Origin of the sequence: Staphylococcus sp. GDX8P114P-2 (assembly GCF_017892945.1) — a bacterium.
In the GTDB taxonomy this organism is placed as follows: Bacteria; Bacillota; Bacilli; order Staphylococcales; family Staphylococcaceae; genus Staphylococcus; species Staphylococcus arlettae.
On the sequence record NZ_JAESMB010000016.1, the window covers coordinates 1 to 19,334 of the forward strand.

The 19,334-nt window shown below is 33.0% G+C and carries 21 protein-coding genes; 16 read left to right on the top strand and 5 right to left on the bottom strand.

The window, feature by feature from the left end; genetic code table 11:
* Positions 1–326 precede the first annotated feature (326 nt).
* Positions 327–1,235 carry a COX15/CtaA family protein gene (locus KA845_RS08650; protein ID WP_021458950.1) on the bottom strand — a complete coding sequence of 303 codons (909 nt, stop codon included), beginning with the start codon at positions 1,233–1,235 and terminating at the stop codon, positions 327–329.
* 291 nt (positions 1,236–1,526) lie between these two features.
* On the opposite strand from KA845_RS08650, the gene cyoE reads away from it, so the two are divergent.
* The 4 genes from cyoE to KA845_RS08670 all read left to right on the top strand — a co-directional run bounded on the left by cyoE (position 1,527) and on the right by KA845_RS08670 (position 4,614).
* Complete coding sequence (gene cyoE / locus KA845_RS08655; RefSeq protein WP_002510873.1) at positions 1,527–2,438, top strand: heme o synthase; 912 nt, start codon at positions 1,527–1,529, stop codon at positions 2,436–2,438.
* A 24-nt stretch (positions 2,439–2,462) separates the two neighbouring features.
* Positions 2,463–2,924, top strand: coding sequence for a DUF420 domain-containing protein (locus KA845_RS08660; RefSeq protein ID WP_002510874.1), 462 nt, complete (start codon positions 2,463–2,465; stop codon positions 2,922–2,924).
* 193 nt (positions 2,925–3,117) lie between these two features.
* Positions 3,118–4,167, top strand: coding sequence for a CAP-associated domain-containing protein (locus tag KA845_RS08665; protein WP_021458949.1), 1,050 nt, complete (start codon positions 3,118–3,120; stop codon positions 4,165–4,167).
* A gap of 12 nt (positions 4,168–4,179) precedes the next feature.
* Positions 4,180–4,614, top strand: a complete 435-nt coding sequence (locus KA845_RS08670; protein ID WP_002510875.1) for a YlbF/YmcA family competence regulator — start codon at positions 4,180–4,182, stop codon at positions 4,612–4,614.
* An 80-nt stretch (positions 4,615–4,694) separates the two neighbouring features.
* Here KA845_RS08670 and KA845_RS08675 read toward each other — a convergent pair whose 3' ends face one another.
* Entirely contained in the window at positions 4,695–5,612 is a 918-nt protein-coding gene (locus tag KA845_RS08675) for a glycerophosphodiester phosphodiesterase family protein (protein WP_002510876.1), read from the bottom strand.
* A 117-nt stretch (positions 5,613–5,729) separates the two neighbouring features.
* On the opposite strand from KA845_RS08675, the gene KA845_RS08680 reads away from it, so the two are divergent.
* Positions 5,730–5,981 (top strand): YlbG family protein, encoded by a 252-nt coding sequence (locus KA845_RS08680; protein WP_002510877.1) that lies wholly within the window; start codon positions 5,730–5,732, stop codon positions 5,979–5,981.
* A gap of 23 nt (positions 5,982–6,004) precedes the next feature.
* Here KA845_RS08680 and KA845_RS08685 read toward each other — a convergent pair whose 3' ends face one another.
* The gene (locus KA845_RS08685; RefSeq protein ID WP_021458948.1) at positions 6,005–6,394 is read right to left on the bottom strand and encodes a DUF7147 family protein; all 390 of its coding nucleotides are present in this window, start codon (positions 6,392–6,394) and stop codon (positions 6,005–6,007) included.
* A gap of 74 nt (positions 6,395–6,468) precedes the next feature.
* Between KA845_RS08685 and rsmD the strand changes: the two genes are divergently transcribed.
* Entirely contained in the window at positions 6,469–7,011 is a 543-nt protein-coding gene (gene rsmD, locus KA845_RS08690) for a 16S rRNA (guanine(966)-N(2))-methyltransferase RsmD (protein WP_021458947.1), read from the top strand.
* Between the two features lies 1 nt (position 7,012).
* Positions 7,013–7,498 carry a pantetheine-phosphate adenylyltransferase gene (gene coaD / locus KA845_RS08695; RefSeq protein WP_002510880.1) on the top strand — a complete coding sequence of 162 codons (486 nt, stop codon included), beginning with the start codon at positions 7,013–7,015 and terminating at the stop codon, positions 7,496–7,498.
* Between the two features lie 73 nt (positions 7,499–7,571).
* Here the strand turns inward: coaD and KA845_RS08700 are convergent, their stop codons facing one another.
* Positions 7,572–8,711 (bottom strand): nucleotidyltransferase, encoded by a 1,140-nt coding sequence (locus tag KA845_RS08700; RefSeq protein WP_210127970.1) that lies wholly within the window; start codon positions 8,709–8,711, stop codon positions 7,572–7,574.
* Positions 8,712–8,837: 126 nt separating this feature from the next.
* Between KA845_RS08700 and KA845_RS08705 the strand changes: the two genes are divergently transcribed.
* From KA845_RS08705 to pheT, 6 genes are all read left to right on the top strand, one after another.
* Positions 8,838–9,377: a YceD family protein gene (locus KA845_RS08705; protein ID WP_002510882.1), complete on the top strand. Its 540-nt coding sequence runs from the start codon at positions 8,838–8,840 to the stop codon at positions 9,375–9,377.
* A gap of 82 nt (positions 9,378–9,459) precedes the next feature.
* A complete protein-coding gene (rpmF, locus tag KA845_RS08710; protein WP_002435373.1) occupies positions 9,460–9,633 on the top strand; it encodes a 50S ribosomal protein L32 in 174 nt (57 codons plus the stop codon).
* A 119-nt stretch (positions 9,634–9,752) separates the two neighbouring features.
* Complete coding sequence (locus tag KA845_RS08715; protein WP_250330939.1) at positions 9,753–10,694, top strand: M23 family metallopeptidase; 942 nt, start codon at positions 9,753–9,755, stop codon at positions 10,692–10,694.
* Between the two features lie 18 nt (positions 10,695–10,712).
* Positions 10,713–11,453, top strand: a complete 741-nt coding sequence (locus KA845_RS08720) for a TrmH family RNA methyltransferase (RefSeq protein ID WP_002510884.1) — start codon at positions 10,713–10,715, stop codon at positions 11,451–11,453.
* Between the two features lie 324 nt (positions 11,454–11,777).
* Positions 11,778–12,836 carry a phenylalanine--tRNA ligase subunit alpha gene (gene pheS / locus KA845_RS08725; protein ID WP_002510885.1) on the top strand — a complete coding sequence of 353 codons (1,059 nt, stop codon included), beginning with the start codon at positions 11,778–11,780 and terminating at the stop codon, positions 12,834–12,836.
* Positions 12,836–15,238 (top strand): phenylalanine--tRNA ligase subunit beta, encoded by a 2,403-nt coding sequence (pheT, locus tag KA845_RS08730; protein ID WP_103388161.1) that lies wholly within the window; start codon positions 12,836–12,838, stop codon positions 15,236–15,238. The genes pheS and pheT overlap by 1 nt, the downstream gene beginning before the upstream one ends.
* A gap of 162 nt (positions 15,239–15,400) precedes the next feature.
* Here the strand turns inward: pheT and rnhC are convergent, their stop codons facing one another.
* Positions 15,401–16,330 (bottom strand): ribonuclease HIII, encoded by a 930-nt coding sequence (gene rnhC / locus KA845_RS08735; protein WP_103388162.1) that lies wholly within the window; start codon positions 16,328–16,330, stop codon positions 15,401–15,403.
* Positions 16,331–16,712: 382 nt separating this feature from the next.
* On the opposite strand from rnhC, the gene zapA reads away from it, so the two are divergent.
* The 3 genes from zapA to polX all read left to right on the top strand — a co-directional run bounded on the left by zapA (position 16,713) and on the right by polX (position 19,325).
* The gene (gene zapA, locus KA845_RS08740) at positions 16,713–16,982 is read left to right on the top strand and encodes a cell division protein ZapA (RefSeq protein WP_103388163.1); all 270 of its coding nucleotides are present in this window, start codon (positions 16,713–16,715) and stop codon (positions 16,980–16,982) included.
* Entirely contained in the window at positions 16,979–17,500 is a 522-nt protein-coding gene (locus tag KA845_RS08745; protein ID WP_002510889.1) for a CvpA family protein, read from the top strand. The genes zapA and KA845_RS08745 overlap by 4 nt, the downstream gene beginning before the upstream one ends.
* Positions 17,501–17,612: 112 nt before the next feature.
* Complete coding sequence (gene polX / locus KA845_RS08750; RefSeq protein WP_210127972.1) at positions 17,613–19,325, top strand: DNA polymerase/3'-5' exonuclease PolX; 1,713 nt, start codon at positions 17,613–17,615, stop codon at positions 19,323–19,325.
* The last annotated feature ends 9 nt before the right edge of the window (positions 19,326–19,334 follow it).

Genomic DNA, 19,334 nt, shown 5'->3' on the forward strand with positions numbered 1-19,334 from the left:
ATGAACTGACCCCAATTAGTGGGAATAAAATAAAAACACCTCCGTATGATTCATTTTAAATGAATTCAACGAAAGTGTTTTTATTTTATTCCCACTAATTGGGGTCAGTTCAGATTATTGCCTAAGGTTTGTTTGTTTATAGTTAATAGTTAATTTTAGTAAATAGCAGAGGTCTTTTAGATCAATGTTAGCTCTTTGGTATCACCAAATGGCTGAGGCAGTGCCCGCGGAAAGCGTGCACAAAAAAACTGCCAACAAAGTCGGTGGACTTTGTCGACAGTATAAGAGATGCGACGTCAAAGCGTTTCTCTTTTTTAATGATTTAATCAACCGCCACTTCGTATTGTTCGTAACATAAGAACGATGAAATAAGCGATTAGACCAAATAAAAACGTAATGAATAAAGCATGTAGTAATGCGATAAACAAATTAACATTCGTCATCATTGATAATGCACCAGTAATTACTTGTAAAATAACAAGGATAAATGCAGTAGTATATCCGTAACGAATTGTACGATTATGTTGATAATGATTTATGGCATGAATAAATGTTATTAAAATCCATACAAAAGCGATAAATGCCATACCTCTATGTGCAAAATTAACCCAGTCCGCCACATTATGTGGTATTAAATCATTAAATGGTAATGGCCATGCACCATATGCTAGACTTGCTTCTTTATGTCTAACTAATGCGCCCGTGTAAATTGTTAAATATACAATTACAGCCATAATCCAAGTATAAACACGTAAAGGTTTTCTGATAAATAACTCGTCAGCTTCATATTTTTGATCAATTTCATATATAATTAAAGTCAGTACGAAAACGGAAGAGAAACTTATTAAAGAGATACCAAAATGCAACGCTAAAACATAAGAATTTTGTTGCCACATTACAGCTGCTGCACCAATTAATGCTTGTAATAGTAAAAAGCCAACACTAATCATACATAAAGGTTTAACTTCTTTAATATGACCAATATGCTTCCAAGCAACGATTGTTAACCACAAGACAACCATTAAAGATAATCCTGAAACAGCTCTATGACTTAATTCAATTAATGTTTGTATTGGTAAGTTTTGTGGCAAAAATGCACCGTGACACAATGGCCAGTCTGATCCACAACCATCAGCTGAACCAGTTTTTGTAACTAACGCTCCACCGAGTTGTACAAAAGCCATAATAATTGTTGCTAAAATGGATAACCATTTTAGGTTTTGTTTTTTAAACAATAATGAACACCCCACTAAAAATAACCTGATTCAGACTAAAATTTCCAATACATAATAGTATAGTATAATTTACAAGTTTTGCAAAAAGTACAATAACTATAAAATGACTAGTAATTTATAGTCTTTAAACTCACTTAAAAACAATTATAACAAGAATAATTATATAAATTGTGTCTTAATCATGACGATTTTGAATGTCGCTAAAGTGTCACAAATAAATTTTATTAAATCTAGTCAACGCATTAAATATGCTTTATCATAGATATTATATGAGAAATTAGGAGGGGAACTATGAACAAAGAGCAAACTTTGTCACATTCAACAAGTCGTGTAACCTATAAAGAGTTACAACAAATTATCAAAATGGGACTTGTACAAGGTAACTTGATTCCTGCTTTCGCAGGTTCATGGCTGGCGATTGTTTTGGCAAACCATTCCTTCCTCATGTCAATACCACAAATTCTTATGATGTTAATAGGGTCAACATTAATTATGGGTGGCGCATGCGCGTTGAATAATTATTATGATCAAGATATTGACAGTATCATGCCAAGTAAACAAAAAAGACCAACTGTTAATGGCAGAATATCAGAAAGAAACTTATTACTGTTAAGTTTCGGCATGATGCTGATAGGGGAAGCGTTATTATTTGCATTAAATGTACCATCTGGAGTAATCGGTCTATTGGGCATAGTAGGCTATGTTTCTTTTTATTCAATTTGGTCAAAACGTCACACAGTATGGAATACTGTAATTGGTAGTTTCCCAGGGGCAGTACCACCACTTATCGGTTGGACTGCAATAGAAGGAAATATAAGTATGACAGCAATTGCACTATTTTTAGTTGTATTTTGTTGGCAACCAATCCACTTTTATGCATTGGCTATCAAGAGAAAAGATGAATACTCATTAGCGAATATTCCAATGTTACCATCTGTTAAAGGTTTTAACAGAACGCGTATAGGAATGTTTGTATGGTTAGTGTGTTTATTACCATTACCATTTTTATTTGCAGACTTAGGTGTTACTTTTATAATTTTAGCCACGTTGCTTAACTTAGGGTGGTTAGCAATGGGATTAACGAGTTTCAAGAAAAATGTAGATCAAACGAAATGGGCAACAAATATGTTTATATATTCTTTGAATTATTTAGTTGTTTTCTTTGTTCTTACAGTTATCGTTTCGTTAATTCAGATGTTTTAAATTTTAAATATAAGGATGGAACTTATGAATTTACCAATTTTACCGACTATAAGTACGTCATGTATTATTATTAGTGCAATATTAATCGCAATAGGCTGGCGATTAATTTGGAAACGAAACATAGAAGCACATAAAAAAGTAATGTTAACAGCAGCTGTTTTTGCACTTATATTCTTTATTATTTATGCCTCACGCACTATTTTTATAGGAAACACTGCTTTTGGTGGTCCTGATTCAATAGAGATATACTATACAATTTTCTTAGTATTTCATATTAATTTAGCAACAATTGGTGCAATTTTAGGTATAATTCAAATAATCACAGCATTTAAAGATAAATTTAACATTCACCGTAAAGTAGGGCCTGTAGCATCGATTATTTGGTTCTTTACAGCTATTACGGGTGTCGCTGTTTATTTATTGTTATATGTTATTTATCCTGGAGGAGAAACAACTTCTCTATTAAAAGCTACATTTGGAGGATAATTAACAGAACTCAAAGCTTAGCATAAGGCTAAGCTTTTTATTTTTGTACAATTTGAAGTGTAATCAATAGTCATCGAATTATTATTAGGCTAAACTGATACATCTAGGTTACTGTTAAACCATGATGAAGATTCTTGCTAATGACTTGATAAAATGTGTACAATGACCATATGATGAATTAGGTGGGTGAATGATGAATAAGCTAATAATAAAAGTTATTGGTGCTTTAGTTTTAATATTATTCCTAATTTATTTATTTTATTCTCCAAGATTAAAATTTGATGTATTAGAAAATCCAAATAACAATAGTAAACAAACAACGTCGAATAAAGATTACAAACAGCAAAAGGGAGATACAGAAAATAAAACACCTGAAAGTGGTGTAGGTACTTGGATAGGAAAAAATATTAATAATTTAACAGATAAATATGGTCAAGCTGATCGTGTTTATCCATATCAAAATGGATTTAAAACATATGTATTTAAAGATAAAGATCAGTATTATTTAGTTTCAGCGAAAAAGAACGTTATCAAGTCTGTCTATGCTACTGGAACAAAATCTGATGTATCGCCATTAAAAATATCAGATAATGCTTCGAGTGTGTTTGAAGATTTAACAATTAATCCAGAACCAACAATCTCAACGCAGAATAAAACATATGATTTAGAACTATCAGATGAAGATATGAAAACACAAACTTTAGTTAAATTTGATCATATGTATGCTCAAGTTTATACAGACCAACAAACTAACAAAATTGTTGGCGTTCGCTATTTAGATAGTGAAGCTTTAACAACTTTCAAACCGTATCAAACAGTGGAAAATGAAGAAGCTAATGACAAAAAAGAAAAAGAGCCTAAAAGACCATATGAACAAAATGCCAACCAATTAATGACTTTGTATGAAATCACTAATGAAATGCGTAAATTAAAAGGGGCAAAACCTTTAAATGTTAAGAATGAGCTATCTCATATAGCTTCATATAACTTATATGAGGCAACAGATTCAGAAAGTGTAGAATTTACAGAAGAAGCATTAAAACAACAACTAGATGCACGACAAATTCCATTTAATTCAGCGAGTCAAAACGTTGGATATGAATTTAATGATGTGCCAACGTTGATTCATAGTTGGTTAAATTCAGACATTCACCGTTCACGAATGTTGAACACTAAGTACAATACTATGGGTGGAGAAGTAATGGATGATTATTATACATTAATCTTTGTTGAAGATAAGTAAGGAGGATATAAGATGATAACGGAAGAAACAGTAAAAGTCCTCGACAAAATTGAAATGTTAGGTGAAATGATTGGTAACTCAGACTTATATGACGCGTATCGTCAAGCGGAGCAAGCGTTAGAAGCTGATGATGAAGCCCATTTATTGTACCAAGCATTTTTGAAGTCGAAAGAATCATACGATGAAGTGATGCGCTTTGGCAAATACCATCCTGATTATCAAACAGTAATGATGGACACGCGAAAACGTAAAAGAGCATATGAAATGTTACCTGTAGTGATGGACTTTAAACAAAAAGAGATGGCACTTCAAACACTTGTTGACGAAGTGATTACCAAACTAGCACACGCTGTTTCACAAAATGTGAAAATTGAAGCAGGTAATCCATTTTTCCAAAAAGATGTTGGTGGTTGTTCCACTGGCGGTTCGTGTAATTGTTCTATTTAGCAATTGTTATAGACAGTGATATAAATAAATTGAAAATTTTTAAGTAAAAAAGTTAGCGAACAAAGATGTTTGCTAACTTTTTATTTAATATTATTAAAACGTTGAGCTAAATCTGGTCGATCGGTAACTATCGAATGGACACCATGTTTCGTTAATTCTTGCATTAAATCTAAGTTGTTCACTGGGCTATAACTAGGAACTATATTTAAACGTAGTAACCATTGAATATAGTTGTATTCTAGACGTTTTGTATGGTTTATTTGAGGTGTTAATTGAAAAAAGTGTGATTTAGGTTTGAACGTATGTCCTATTCCTAAAATGTATTTAATAAATGCTTCAGTCATTTCCTTTTGACTTGCTCCAACAGCAATCTCTTCCTCATTGTAGTCAGCGAATGCTGTTAAATGTTCTACGAATGGACTCATAACAACAACACGGTGTTGTGCGTGATGCTGTACGATAATATCAAAGAGCAACTTAGGTATACGATGTGCATTAGTAGTATCAGGCGCATCTAAGATATGTACAATGATTAATTGATTAGGATATTTTGTTAATACCTCTGATAGCGATAGTATTTTAGCCAAATGATGGTCTCTGTATGGGTGGTGTTTATTTATATCTGTAAAGTAATATCCAGCATCTAAATGTTGTAATTCAGCTAAATTATGAGTCATAACAGCGCCCGAACCATTTGTTGTGCGGTCAAGTTCACTATCATGAAAAGCAACTAAATGATAATCTTGTGTTAACCTAATATCAATATCAAAACCAGTTACTTTGTGGTTATTGGCATAATCAAAAGCAAGTTGTGTGTGCTCTGGACGAACGGCCATACCGCCTCTACGTGCAAAAATATAAGGGCTTGCATGAGTGAAAAACGTAGGGACAGCCATATTTGTGCGTTTGTAGTTATATTTTTTGAGAAAGAATAAACTGCCAACTACTCCCACTGTGCCTATAAAAGCACTTTTGATTAATACATTAAATTTAGTCATTATAGATAACCTCCTATAAACTATATACCCAAACATCGTACTACTACATATAATTGTTATTTATAAAAATAAAAAGTCATGATATTATAAAGTGGCTAACAAATGGAGTGAAATAATATGGATATTATAGCGAGAACAAGTTTAGTTATTTATTTGAAACATATGAAACACGAACGTCAAATTAGGAAATTCGGTCACATCGTCCATTCAAATAAGCAAAAAAAATATGTCATGTTGTATATAAATGAAGATGAAGCGGACGCCATTGTACACAAGTTGATGAAGCTAAAATATGTGCGTAAAATTGACGGGTCACCATACAAATATTTGAAGAAAGTTTATGAAAAAGAAAGACATGAACTTTCATAAATATAACGAGCGCTAATTTGAATTTATTGTAACGGTGGAATCCAATTTTGCATGCGTAAAACACTGGTCAAATAATTAAAATATAGATCTAAATCATGATACGTTTCAGGTGGTTGGACATCAATCCCTTTAAACGATAGATTATATTGTTCTGCGTATTCTTTAATGAGTTCAAATTTTTTATTAGTTTTTGGATACGGATAATTAAAGGCATTTATCATAATGTACATAGCTTGAAAATGTCGTTCTGTTGTTGGATGCATAATTATCGCTACAGAAGAACGCTGTTTGTCCGACATGGGTGTATGAAAATTGACAATGGCTGCAATTCGTTGATGGTTATATTCAATTAATGTTGTAAATTCAAACAAATCGGTGAGACCTTCACCTAGCAAAATAAATGATTGTTTCATTTTATATGTCTCCTTTTACGTTGTGCATATAAAATTATATAAAATTTGGTGTGAGATTGGAAGTGTAGATAACAATGAGAGTAATTTCAGGTGTACACAAAAGTAAACCGTTAGAAAGTATGGAAGGGCGTAATACACGACCAACTATGGACAAAGTCAAAGAGGGGATTTTTAATAGTTTACATGAAGTATCGGGCTTAGGCTTAGATTTATTTGCAGGCAGTGGTGCCTTAGGTATAGAGGCACTGTCTAGAGGTATGGAAAAAGTTATTTTTGTAGATCAAAATTTTAAAGCAACACAAGTCATTAAAGGTAATTTAAAAAGTTTAGGTATTGAAGCACAAGCAGAAGTATATAAAAACAATGCAGATAGAGCGTTAAAAGCATTAAGTAAACGAGAGATTCAGTTTGATTACATCTTTTTAGACCCACCCTATGATAAAGGGCTTATTGACGAAGCATTAGAAGCAATAGCAAAATTTGATTTATTAAAAGAACATGGTATTATCATCTGTGAGTTTAATCATAAAGAAACTATAAAGTATGAACCATTTCATAAAATAAAGCAGTATCATTACGGGCTAACAGACACATTGTTACTAGAAAAGGGAGAATAATATGACTACTACAAAAGCTGTGATTCCAGGAAGTTTTGACCCAATTACTTTTGGACATCTAGATATCATTGAAAGAAGTACGGATCGATTTGATGAAATACATATTTGTGTATTAAAAAACAGCAGTAAAGCAGGCACTTTTTCGGTGGATGAACGGATGGCTTTAATTGAAGAATCTGTTAAAGGTTTAGACAATGTCACTGTGCATGCCTTTAGTGGGCTTTTAGTGGATTTCTGTGATGAAATTGGTGCACAAACTATTATTAGAGGACTACGTGCTGTAAGTGATTTTGAATATGAACTGAGATTGACTTCAATGAACAAAAAACTTAATAGCGATGTTGAAACATTGTATATGATGACGAGTACTAATTATTCATTTATTAGTTCTAGTGTGGTCAAAGAGGTAGCTGCATATAAAGCAGATGTTTCTGATTTTGTGCCAGAGCATGTTGCAAAAGCATTGAATGAAAAGTTTAAAAAATAATAGCTGTGCAAACGTATAACTACCTAGTGCATCCACACTAGGTAGTTATACGTTTTTTGTAAACAGTAGGTTTTTAAGTTTCAGTACGAATTACCGGGGTGTTGAAATCGGTAGCTTGTTGTTGTGACAATAAATTATAAACTGTTGTTGCGCGAATTTCGGAAGAGAAAAAGTGTGCATTTTGCTTATTGATATTAGTAATAAAATGACGTTCTGGGAACTGCTTTTTGAGTTGCTTTAGATAGCGTTGTCCTTGTTGTGACATTCCTAATATATGCACGGCTTCGATATTTTGTGGCTTGTCACCTTGATAGAACTGTAACAATATATTCATTAAGACACGTTGTATATGTGTATAAGTATAACGTTTAGTTTTTAAAAGTTGCATTAATTCAGCAAAAGAGGTTGCTTGTCCAATATACTTTTTAATACGTTGTTCTAGTCCTTCATTCATTAAATGAATGCCTTGTAATGCTTCAATAGAGTGTGTGATGATAGCATACTTTAAAAATGGAAAGCACTGTTCTACTGTCAAATGTGGCGCAGTATATAGCTGTTGAATATCATTAGGTACGACAGACTGCCAACTTGGATCATTGTCTTGTAGTGCATTTCTAATAGAAGTACCACTAGCATATGTTGGATTGATAATATTACTCTCATGGTGATTAGTTTGATGACGTGAAATGGTCCAAGGTTGGATATGTGGCGCATATTGTTGAATTGCTCTCACATAGGATACACCTAATGTATTATTCGGTGACTTTAAAATTGTATTATTATTCGTCAGTTCACTTATAATTCGAGGATAACTTTTACCTTCTTTTACTTTTTGGGTGAAAGCTGGTGTATGTTCCAATTGTGTTAATTGTTGCGCTACTTGTTGAAATTCTGTGATATTTCCAGATTCGCTGCCAAATGACAAGTGATCAACATTGAGGTACTGTGCAACCTTAACAGCACTTTCAGCAAAGTATTGGCCTGCAGATATTGCTGCAAACGCAGGTAATTCAACAACAATATCGACGGCTTGTAATGCCATACGTGTGCGCAGAAATTTATTATAAAATGCAGGGGCACCACGCATGACAAATTGTCCGCTCATGATTGCGACACTAATATCTGCTCCTGAGATTGACTTTGATTGTTTGGCATGGTATAAGTGACCATTGTGGAAGGGATTATACTCTGTTACTAACGCAACGCTTTTCATTTGCATTTCTTCCTTTCGGTATTCATTATAGATATTGTAACAGATATAAAAGTGTTAAGAAAAAATCTTGACAACTTAAATCTATAAAGTTAAAATAAATTTTGTGCTTGTTAGAGGTGAAGCCATATGAAATGGTCAATAACGCAATTAAGAAAATACCAAGATGAGCCATTTGTATTTAAGCAAACGGTGAATTTTGATCATTTGAAAGACTCATTGGATTTGTTAGATTTATCTGCCATTACGGTAGAAGGTGAACTAACCGTTAAATCAAACGAGGTTATCGCAGATATGCATATTACTGGTGTTTATACCATGTCATGTGCCAGAACCTTAGTTCCTGTAGAAGTGCCGCTAGATACTACTTCTCAAGAAATTTTTGATTTAGAGGGATTTGATTCATACAGTGAAGATGATGAACATTATCACGATGCCACTGATGGAATGATAAATTTAAAAGATATTGCAGAAGAACTTGTCATCATAGAAAAGCCAATGCGTGCATTTGCAGAAAATAGTGATCAAATGATGCGCGAAGGTAATGGTTGGGAAGTTATTGACGAAACGCAAGCGGCTGAACTTAAAAAAGAACAAGAAGCGTCAGAGTCTAAGCAAGTCGATCCAAGGCTTCAAAAATTACAACAATTATATGACGAAGAGCAATAGCAGTTTCAAGTAATCTATAGTATAATAGATTATTGAATCTGAACATTAATGATTTTGTGTTTGAATATAAGGAGGATAAATCATGGCAGTACCAAAAAGAAGAACATCTAAAACAAGAAAAAATAAACGTCGTACTCATTTCAAAATTTCAGTACCAGGTATGACAGAATGCCCAAGCTGTGGCGAATACAAATTATCTCACCGCGTATGTAAGAACTGTGGTTCATACAATGGTGAAGAAGTTGTATCAAAATAATTTCAATATGTAAATGACTTCATTAAGTCAACACAATCGTTCATTAATTATTAAGTCAATAATTTTTGGACGATTTTTTTAGATATGTAAATCTAATGACAATGATTGGTAGTGACAATGTGAGCACATTAAAACAGCAGAACATTATAGAGAAAATTGAAGCAAATGATTTCGAGTGGTTATATAACCATTTTAGTGACTATTTTCAAGATGTAACTTCATTAGTAGAGTTAAAATCAATACTAAAAGAGTATAATAAAATTAGCACTACCCACACGCTTTTTCGCCATATAAAAGTCAATAAAACAGATGAATTTATTTGGATAGCTGACAATGGGCAAGCAGGCGTTAGTGTGACACTTAATAAATATAATGAAATTGTCAGTATGGTGTTATTACCATTAGAAAAAAATAAATCGCAAAAATTGACAAAACAATATTATACGATGCCAATTGAAGGAGAATATTTTGTTAGTGCCGGCGGGGATAATGAATTATTAAATCATCATTTTAATTTTAAATATCAGCGTAATGCTTATGATTTAACAATGGTAAATGAAGATATGACTTATCAAGGTACACCTAATCAAAATGAAAATTATTATTGTTATGGTCAATCAGTTGTAGCTCCAGCCAATGGAAAAGTAGTACAAACATTAAAAAATATTAAAGACAATACCCCAGGTGAAGCCAATACGAATCATCCAGAAGGTAATTTCGTTATCGTTCAACATCAACTAAATGAATATAGCATAGTAGCCCATTTGCAAAGTGACTCTATCAAGGTAGATGTAGGTGATATTGTAAGAAGAGGACAACATATTGCTAACATAGGTAACTCTGGCAACAGTAGTGAACCGCATCTCCATTTTCATATTATGAATAAAATTAAAACACATAGTGGTTATACTTATAAAATTAAATTTTTAGACCAAAATGAGCCACTAAGAGGCGATAAGGTTTATTATTCAGGTGATAAAATGAAAATAGAATCACATCACGCGCTCACAAATGTATTGAAAAATTATGGCTTACATCTTTTACACAGATTTAAAAACTAAAGATAGTGAGGATATGTTATGGAAAACATTACTTCTGCACAAAATAGTAAAATTAAGCAAGCTACTAAATTAAAAAAGAAACGGGAACGAGATAAAACAGGTTTGGCATTAATTGAAGGTCATCACTTGATTGAAGAAGCTTTTAAAAGTGACATAAAAATTTTACAATTATTTATGGTTGAACAAGGTCGATTAGATAGCCAAATTGTGGACTATGCTGAAACATGTTTTGAAATTAACATCAAAGTAGCTGAAGCACTGTCTGATACTGTTACACCTCAAGGTTTTTTCGCTGTGATCGAAAAACCAACTTATGATACTACTAAAGCAACACAAGTTTTGCTAATAGATCGTATTCAAGATCCTGGTAATTTAGGGACATTGATTAGAACTGCAGATGCGGCTGGTTTAGATTTAATCGTCTTAGAAAAAGGGACTGCGGATCCGTATCAAGATAAAGTATTACGAGCAAGTCAAGGCAGTGTGTTTCATTTACCAATCGTTACTGACGACTTACATACATTTATGCAATCATTCCAAGGAGATATCTTTGGTACGGCTCTTAACGATGCAAAACCATTTAATGAGGTGGCAAATGTAAATCATTTTGCACTATTGTTAGGTAATGAAGGTGAAGGTGTTAACCCTGACTTATTGGCCGAAACAACACAGAATTTAAATATCCCTATTTATGGTAAAGCTGAAAGTCTCAACGTAGCCATTGCTGGTAGTATTTTAATGTATCATTTGAAAGGTTGACCCTTACTACCAACATCGTATATAATTATTTTGAATGAAAAAAATATAAACCAATAAAAAGACGTAAATTATCACTAATTATTGTTCAGGGAGAATAATCATGACTGTAAATTATTCCAATAATGTATAATTTTTTTCACCTTTTTGGTTACTTAAAGAAATTTAAGTCGGCTCACATTCCGTTACCAATGTCTAACAAGTGTATGCAATTGCATAAATTTGGGTGGTACCACGGAAAGACTTTCGTCCCTTAATTACAGAGGGGTGAAAGTCTTTTTTTGTAATAATGAAGTAAATGAAACGGTAATATAAGGAGGAACTACTATGGCTCTACCAGTAGAAATGTCGGAATTAAAGCAACAAGCTTTAATAGATATAAATGAAGCTAATGACGAACAAATATTACAAGGAATAAAAGTGAAATATCTTGGTAAAAAAGGTTCGGTTAGTGCATTAATGAAACGTATGAAAGATTTGCCTAATGAGGAAAAACCTGCATACGGTCAACAAGTGAATGAAGTACGTCAAGCTATTGAAAATGCAATTGAAGCACGCCAAGGAATTTTAGCAGAGGCTAAATTGGAACAACAATTAGCGACTGAAAAAATTGATGTGACTTTACCTAGTCGTAAAATTGCTATCGGAGCAAAACATCCTTTAACGCGCACAATTGAAGAAATAGAAGACTTGTTCCTCGGTTTAGGTTATGAAATTGTTGATGGCTACGAAGTGGAACAAGATTATTATAATTTTGAAGCTTTAAATCTTCCTAAATCTCACCCAGCAAGAGATATGCAAGATAGTTTTTATATTACTGAAGAAATTTTAATGCGTACACATACGTCACCTGTTCAGGCGCGAACTATGGAACAACGTAATGGCCAAGCACCTGTAAAAATTATTTGTCCAGGTAAAGTATATCGACGTGATTCAGATGATGCGACGCACAGTCATCAATTTACTCAAATTGAAGGATTAGTAGTTGATGAAAATATTAAAATGAGTGACTTAAAAGGTACTTTGGAATTACTTGCTAAAAAACTTTTTGGTGATGCACGTGAAATCCGTTTACGTCCAAGTTATTTCCCATTTACAGAACCATCTGTCGAAGTTGATATTTCATGCTTTAAGTGTAAAGGAAAAGGCTGTAACGTTTGTAAACATACTGGCTGGATTGAAATATTAGGCGCTGGTATGGTACATCCTAATGTACTAGAAAAAGCTGGATTTGACTCAGAGAAATATACTGGTTTCGCCTTTGGTATGGGTCCAGATCGAATTGCTATGTTGAAATATGGCATTGAAGATATTCGTCATTTTTATACTAATGATGTAAGGTTCTTAAATCAATTTAAAGCAGTAGAAGATAGAGGTGAAGCGTAATGTTAATTTCAAAAGAATGGTTAGAATCATATATAGATATAAATCAACCAGTAAATGTATTGGCTGAAAGAATTACACGTACAGGGATTGAAGTAGACGATATTATAGATTACACCGAAGATATCAAAAATTTAGTTGTAGGTTATATTACTGCTATAGCACCTCATCCTAATGCTGACAAATTAAATGTTTGTACGGTAGACATTGGTGAGAGTGAACCTGTACAAATTGTGTGCGGTGCACCTAATGTCGATAAAGGACAAACGGTAATTGTAGCAACAGTAGGTGGAAGATTACCTGGTGGTATTAAAATCAAAAGAGCAAAATTACGTGGCGAACGTTCAGAAGGTATGATTTGTTCATTACAAGAAATTGGTATTGCCGAAAATGTAGTTCCAAAAGCATTTGAAAATGGTATTTTTGTATTTCCAGAAGCAGTCGCTCCAGGAACAAATGCATTGGATGCATTATATTTAAACGATCAAGTAATGGAATTTGATTTGACACCAAATAGAGCTGATGCATTAAGTATGATAGGTACTGCTTATGAAACAGCGGCACTTTATAATACGACAATGACAAAACCACAAAGTACTACTGAAACAGCGACAAGTTCCATCTCAGACCAATTATCTGTCACGATTGATGCTACAGATCATGTACCATATTATAGTGCGCGTGCAGTAGTTGATGTGACAATTGCACCATCTCCAATATGGATGCAAGCGCGTTTAATGAAAGCAGGCATTAGACCAATTAATAATGTAGTAGATATTTCGAATTATGTATTGTTAGAATATGGTCAACCTTTGCATATGTTTGATAAAGATCAAATCGGTTCTGATTCTATCGTGGTACGTCATGCAAATCATCAAGAAACGATGAACACGTTAGATGACCAACAGCGCCAGTTACAATCTTCAGATTTAGTGATTACAAATGGTCAAGAACCAATTGCTATCGCTGGTGTTATGGGTGGAGATTTTTCAGAAGTCACAGCGGAAACAAAAAATGTAGTTATTGAAGGTGCTATCTTTGATCCAGTGTCAATTCGTCATACTTCAAGACGATTGAATTTACGCAGTGAAGCGTCAAGTAGATTTGAAAAAGGTATCGCTACTGAATTTGTAGATGAAGCAGTAGATAGAGCATGTTACTTACTTGCAACGTACGCCAATGGTACGGTATTAGCTGATCGCGTTGCAGCAGGTGATTTAGGTAGTTTTGTAACACCTATTGAGATAACAGTAGCAAAAGTAAATAACACAATAGGTTTTAATCTAACAGTTGAAGATATCGAAAGTATTTTTGTACAACTTGGCTTTGAAACACATAGTGACGGTGACACAATTAAGGTGTTAGTACCGTCAAGACGTAAAGACATTACAATTAAAGAGGATTTAATTGAAGAAATTGCTAGAATTTATGGTTATGATGAAATTCCATCTACATTGCCTGTGTTTGATCAAGTTACGAGTGGTGAACTAACAGATAACCAAGCTAAAGCGCGTCAAATTAAAGCGACTTTAGAAGGGGCAGGTTTAAGTCAAGCTATTAATTACTCACTAATTAGTAAAGAGCGTGCGCAAGACTTTACATTAGAGAAACATAACACAATTGATTTATTAATGCCTATGAGTGAAGCACATGCGACGTTACGTCAAAGTTTAATTCCACATTTGATAGATGCAGTAGCTTATAATGTAGCTCGTAAAAATGATGACGTGCGTCTCTATGAACTTGGTAGAGTTTTCTTTGGTAACGAGGAAGGCGAATTACCAGATGAAGTTGAATATTTAAGCGGAATTTTAACAGGGGATTATGTTGTTAACCAATGGCAAGGTAAAAAAGAAGCAATTGATTTCTTTATTGCCAAAGGTTTTGTAGATCGTATTGCCGAAGTATTAGACCTATCATTCGCTTATGAAGCTACAGAAATTGATGGTTTACACCCTGGCCGTACAGCTCATGTCTATTTGAATGACCAAGTTGTTGGTTTTATTGGTGAGTTACATCCAAATGTCGAAAAAGATTATGATTTAAAACAAACTTATGTCTTTGAATTAAATTATGATAAGTTAATGGCTGTCGCAGTGGGCTATATTAACTACGAACCAATTCCTAGATTCCCGGGAGTAACAAGAGATATAGCTTTAGTTATTAATAGAGATCTGCCATCAGCAAAATTATTAGACACAATTAAACAAAATGGTGGAGATATTTTCCAAAATGCACAAGTCTTTGATGTATATCAAGGTGAACATGTTGCAGAAGACGAAAAATCTGTAGCTATTAGAATTAACTATTTAGATACTGCAGATACATTAACAGATGATAAAGTAAATGCTGTACATGACAATATTTTAGAAGCATTAGTTGCCCAAGGTGCGACAGTAAGATAATGCTCACAAAAAGAGGACTAATCTTTAAAATGGATTGGTCCTCTTTATATTTTGCTATAAAAAATAAAGAAAACGTCAATTTCCATATCTTCTCGATAGAAATTGACGTTTATTTTTGAGTCAGAGACGTTTTATGTCTAGGGCTCTTTTTTATGTTTAATTTTATTGATATTTTGAGGTAACGAGTTGCTGAGCTTTATTACGATTGGCAAAATGCTTTTTACTTAGATGATCAAGAAAACTTACACCATGTCGCTCAATAAGTTTTGCTGCAAATAGATCAACTTTTTTACTGGCACCTTTAGGCACTGTGGCATTAAGTTGTTGTGACATTTTGTCCATGTGTTTTACGAAAGCATATCTGGAAATAATACTAGCTGCGGCAATAGCAATTGATTTAGATTCACCTTTGGTTTCAAATTGAGTTTTTGATTCACAAGGTAACGCTGATAACGTATAGCGTTTGTAAACTTTAGGTTCCGCGAATTGATCGACAACAATATAATCTAGCGGTGCGCTATTTAACTTTGTAACTACGTTTTTTATTGCCTCATTATGTAGTACAGCTTTCATTTTCACTTGAGACCAACCAGTATGTTGTTTGTCATTATAGCAATCATTATCTAAAGTCAGTAAAGAATGTGGAATGAAAGTCACTAATTGTTCAGCAAGTTCTACAATTTTAGCATCAGTTAATTTTTTGGAGTCGTCTACACCCAATGTTTTTAAAATAGCTACATTTTCAGTAGAAACATATGCAGCACATACTGTTAAAGGTCCAAAATAATCGCCACTACCTGCTTCATCGCTTCCTATACAATTAAATTGGTTATAGGCTATAGAAGTTGCTGGCGTTTGTTTGGTTGTTGAAGGTGATGTTGTTGCTGTTTTCTTAGGTAGCAATTGTTGTGCAATAGCTTCTGCATCTTTACCTTGGAACATCACTTTATTAGAATTATAAATTGATATCACTGTACTTTTATACTTTGTTTTTGCTTTCATACCTTGTGGTAATTGCGCTGTATCAAAGTCAATTTGTTGCATTAATGTTTGTATTTCAGTGTTAGTTAATTTATGTACGATATTTCCCATAATGTGTCACCACTTTTGAATTTTAATTGTTTGAAAGACAACGTTAATCTTATCATAAATGTAGAAAATTTAGCGACTATATCATCAATTCAACGGAAAGATAAAAGTATACATTACCACATAATATTCTACGTATTAGTGAGTTATAAAGGTATTTAGCAAATATTTGAACAAAAAGACATCGATTTAATTAATTTTGCTGATTTACTAAATTATCAATCAGCAAATAATAATTATTAGCAGTTCTATATCAATTCAAATACAGGTCTTACAAAATAATTTACAGTCATGTATAATGGTGTGTGATAAATATATTAATAATTTTTAATAAACATAAATTTAACTATATATTGGAAATTACTGAAAAAGGTAGGCGCTAAATATGGGTGATTTTAAAAATCGAATTAACGTCAATATCAATGACCAACACTATACAATTGTTGGTACGGATAATCCAGAGCATATACGCTATGTAGCGAATTTAGTAGATGAAAAGCTAAAGGAGTTAGGCCGTAAAAATGCTGGTTTAGATACTACAAGAAAAGCAATCTTAACAGCGGTTAATGTGATGCATGAAAAAGTGCAATTGGAAGAGGACAATGAACGTTTGCAACAACAGATTAAACAACTCCAAGATAGAAAAGACCAATGATAATCGATGTACTAAGTCTATTATTTATTATTTTTTTAGGATTTATTGGATTTAGACGTGGTACAGCATTTAGTGTTTTACATATAGGTACGACGATGGTAGCCTTATTTATTGCTAAATCCTATTATTTACCAATAGCAGAGCGCTTGGAATTGTTTTTGCCTTATCCTAAAACACAGGCTTATGATATAACATTTGCAATATCATTTAATCATCTAGAAACTCGTTTCTATCATATTATTGCCTTTATTGTAATAGCATCACTGGCAAAACTTATTTTTTATGCCATTATCGTTACGTTTGACAATTTAATATTAGCACATAAGTTAAGTAAGATGAGTAGGGGAATAGGAGTCATTGTCAGTATATTTGCGGCAAGTATTTATCTCGTACCGTTGCTATATATTACTTCACTTTACCCTAACGCGTGGATTCAATCCCAATTGACATCTTCGATAATTGCGAAGCAACTTATAACACAACTACCCATACTATCTCAGTTTGTTGTGAATATTTAATATCTTTCATAGGTGATGAAGGATAAAAACATAGGAGGATAAGACAAAGCGGCCATACTGCTACCAAGGCAAAAGTCATTTGTTTTATCTTTTTTTTATGGAGGGAATTGTAATGACTAAAAAAGATATCATTCAACTATTAGAAAAAATTGCTATATATATGGAATTGAAAGGTGAAAACACATTTAAAGTCTCAGCATATCGTAAAGCAGCACAAAGTCTAGAAATTGACGAACGACCACTTGATGAAATTAACGATGTCACTGAGCTAAAAGGTATCGGAAAAGGTGTAGGTGAAGTCATTAATGAATATTACCAAACAGGAGAATCAATGACTTTAAATAGTTTAGAACAAGAGGTGCCTGCTGGATTAATTCCATTGATGAAAATACAAGGTTTAGGTAGTAAAAAAATTGCCAAACTGTATAAAGAGTTAAATGTCATTGATAAAACAACTTTACAACAAGCATGTGAAGCAGGGAAAGTCAGTGAATTAAGTGGTTTTGCTAAAAAGACAGAACAAAATATTTTAGAAGCGGTTAAAGCATTAGGTGCTAGAAAAGAGAAATACCCAATAGATCAAATGCGTGGTTTAAATCTAAAAATAAAAGCGCATTTGGAGACTATTAATCAAATTGATAAATTTGAAGTTGCAGGTAGCTTTAGACGCTTTAAAGAGATGAGTAAAGATTTAGATTATATTATTAGCACAGATGAACCTGAATTAGTGCAACAAGCATTATTAACAATACCAAATAAAGTCAAAGAAGTTGCCGTGGGCCAAACTAAAGTATCACTTGAAATTGATTATGACGATGAAATTATCGGTGTTGATTTCAGGTTAATTGAACCTGCAGCTTTTTATCATACGTTACAACATTTTACAGGGTCAAAAGATCATAATATACGTATTCGTCAAATGGCAAAGGAACGTAATGAAAAAATTAGTGAGTATGGTATAGAACAAGCAGATGGTAATTTATTACAGTACCAAAGCGAAGCTGAAATTTATCAACATTACGACGTAAATTGGATTGCTCCTCCATTAAGAGAAGATGGTAGTGAATTTGATAAAAATTTAGAGCAAATTGTACAGTTAAATGATATTAATGGCGATATCCACATGCATACAACATATAGTGATGGTGCATTTAGTATTAGAGATATGGTGGAAGCAAATATTGCCAAAGGCTATGAATTTATGGTAATTACTGACCATTCACAAAGTTTAAAAGTAGCGAATGGTTTATCTGAAGAACGGTTATTACGCCAAATCGACGAAATTAAACAATTAAATGCTGAATATGATGAAATTGATATATATTCAGGCATAGAAATGGACATTTTACCTAATGGTGATTTAGATTATAGTAATGAAATTTTAGCGCAATTAGATTATGTTATTGCTGCAATACATCAAAGTTTTAATCAATCTGAAGCAGAGATTATGCAACGTTTAGAAAATGCATGTCGTAATCCTTATGTTAAACATATTGCACATCCAACTGGACGTATTATTGGTAAAAGACCAGGTTATGAACCTAACATTGAGCAATTATGTGCTTTGGCAGAAGAAACGAATACAGTGTTGGAAATTAATGCTAATCCTAAAAGATTAGATTTAAGTGCTGATGTGTTGAGAAAACATCCCAATCTAATGCTAACAATTAATACTGACGCCCACCATATTGACCATTTAGATTTTATGGCTTATGGGGTAGCAACTGCGCAAAAAGGATTTGTAACAAAAAATCGAGTTATTAATGCAATGTCGCGCACAGCTTTTCAGTCATTTGTAAACGACAATATTAAATTGAAGAAGTAGAGGGATTAG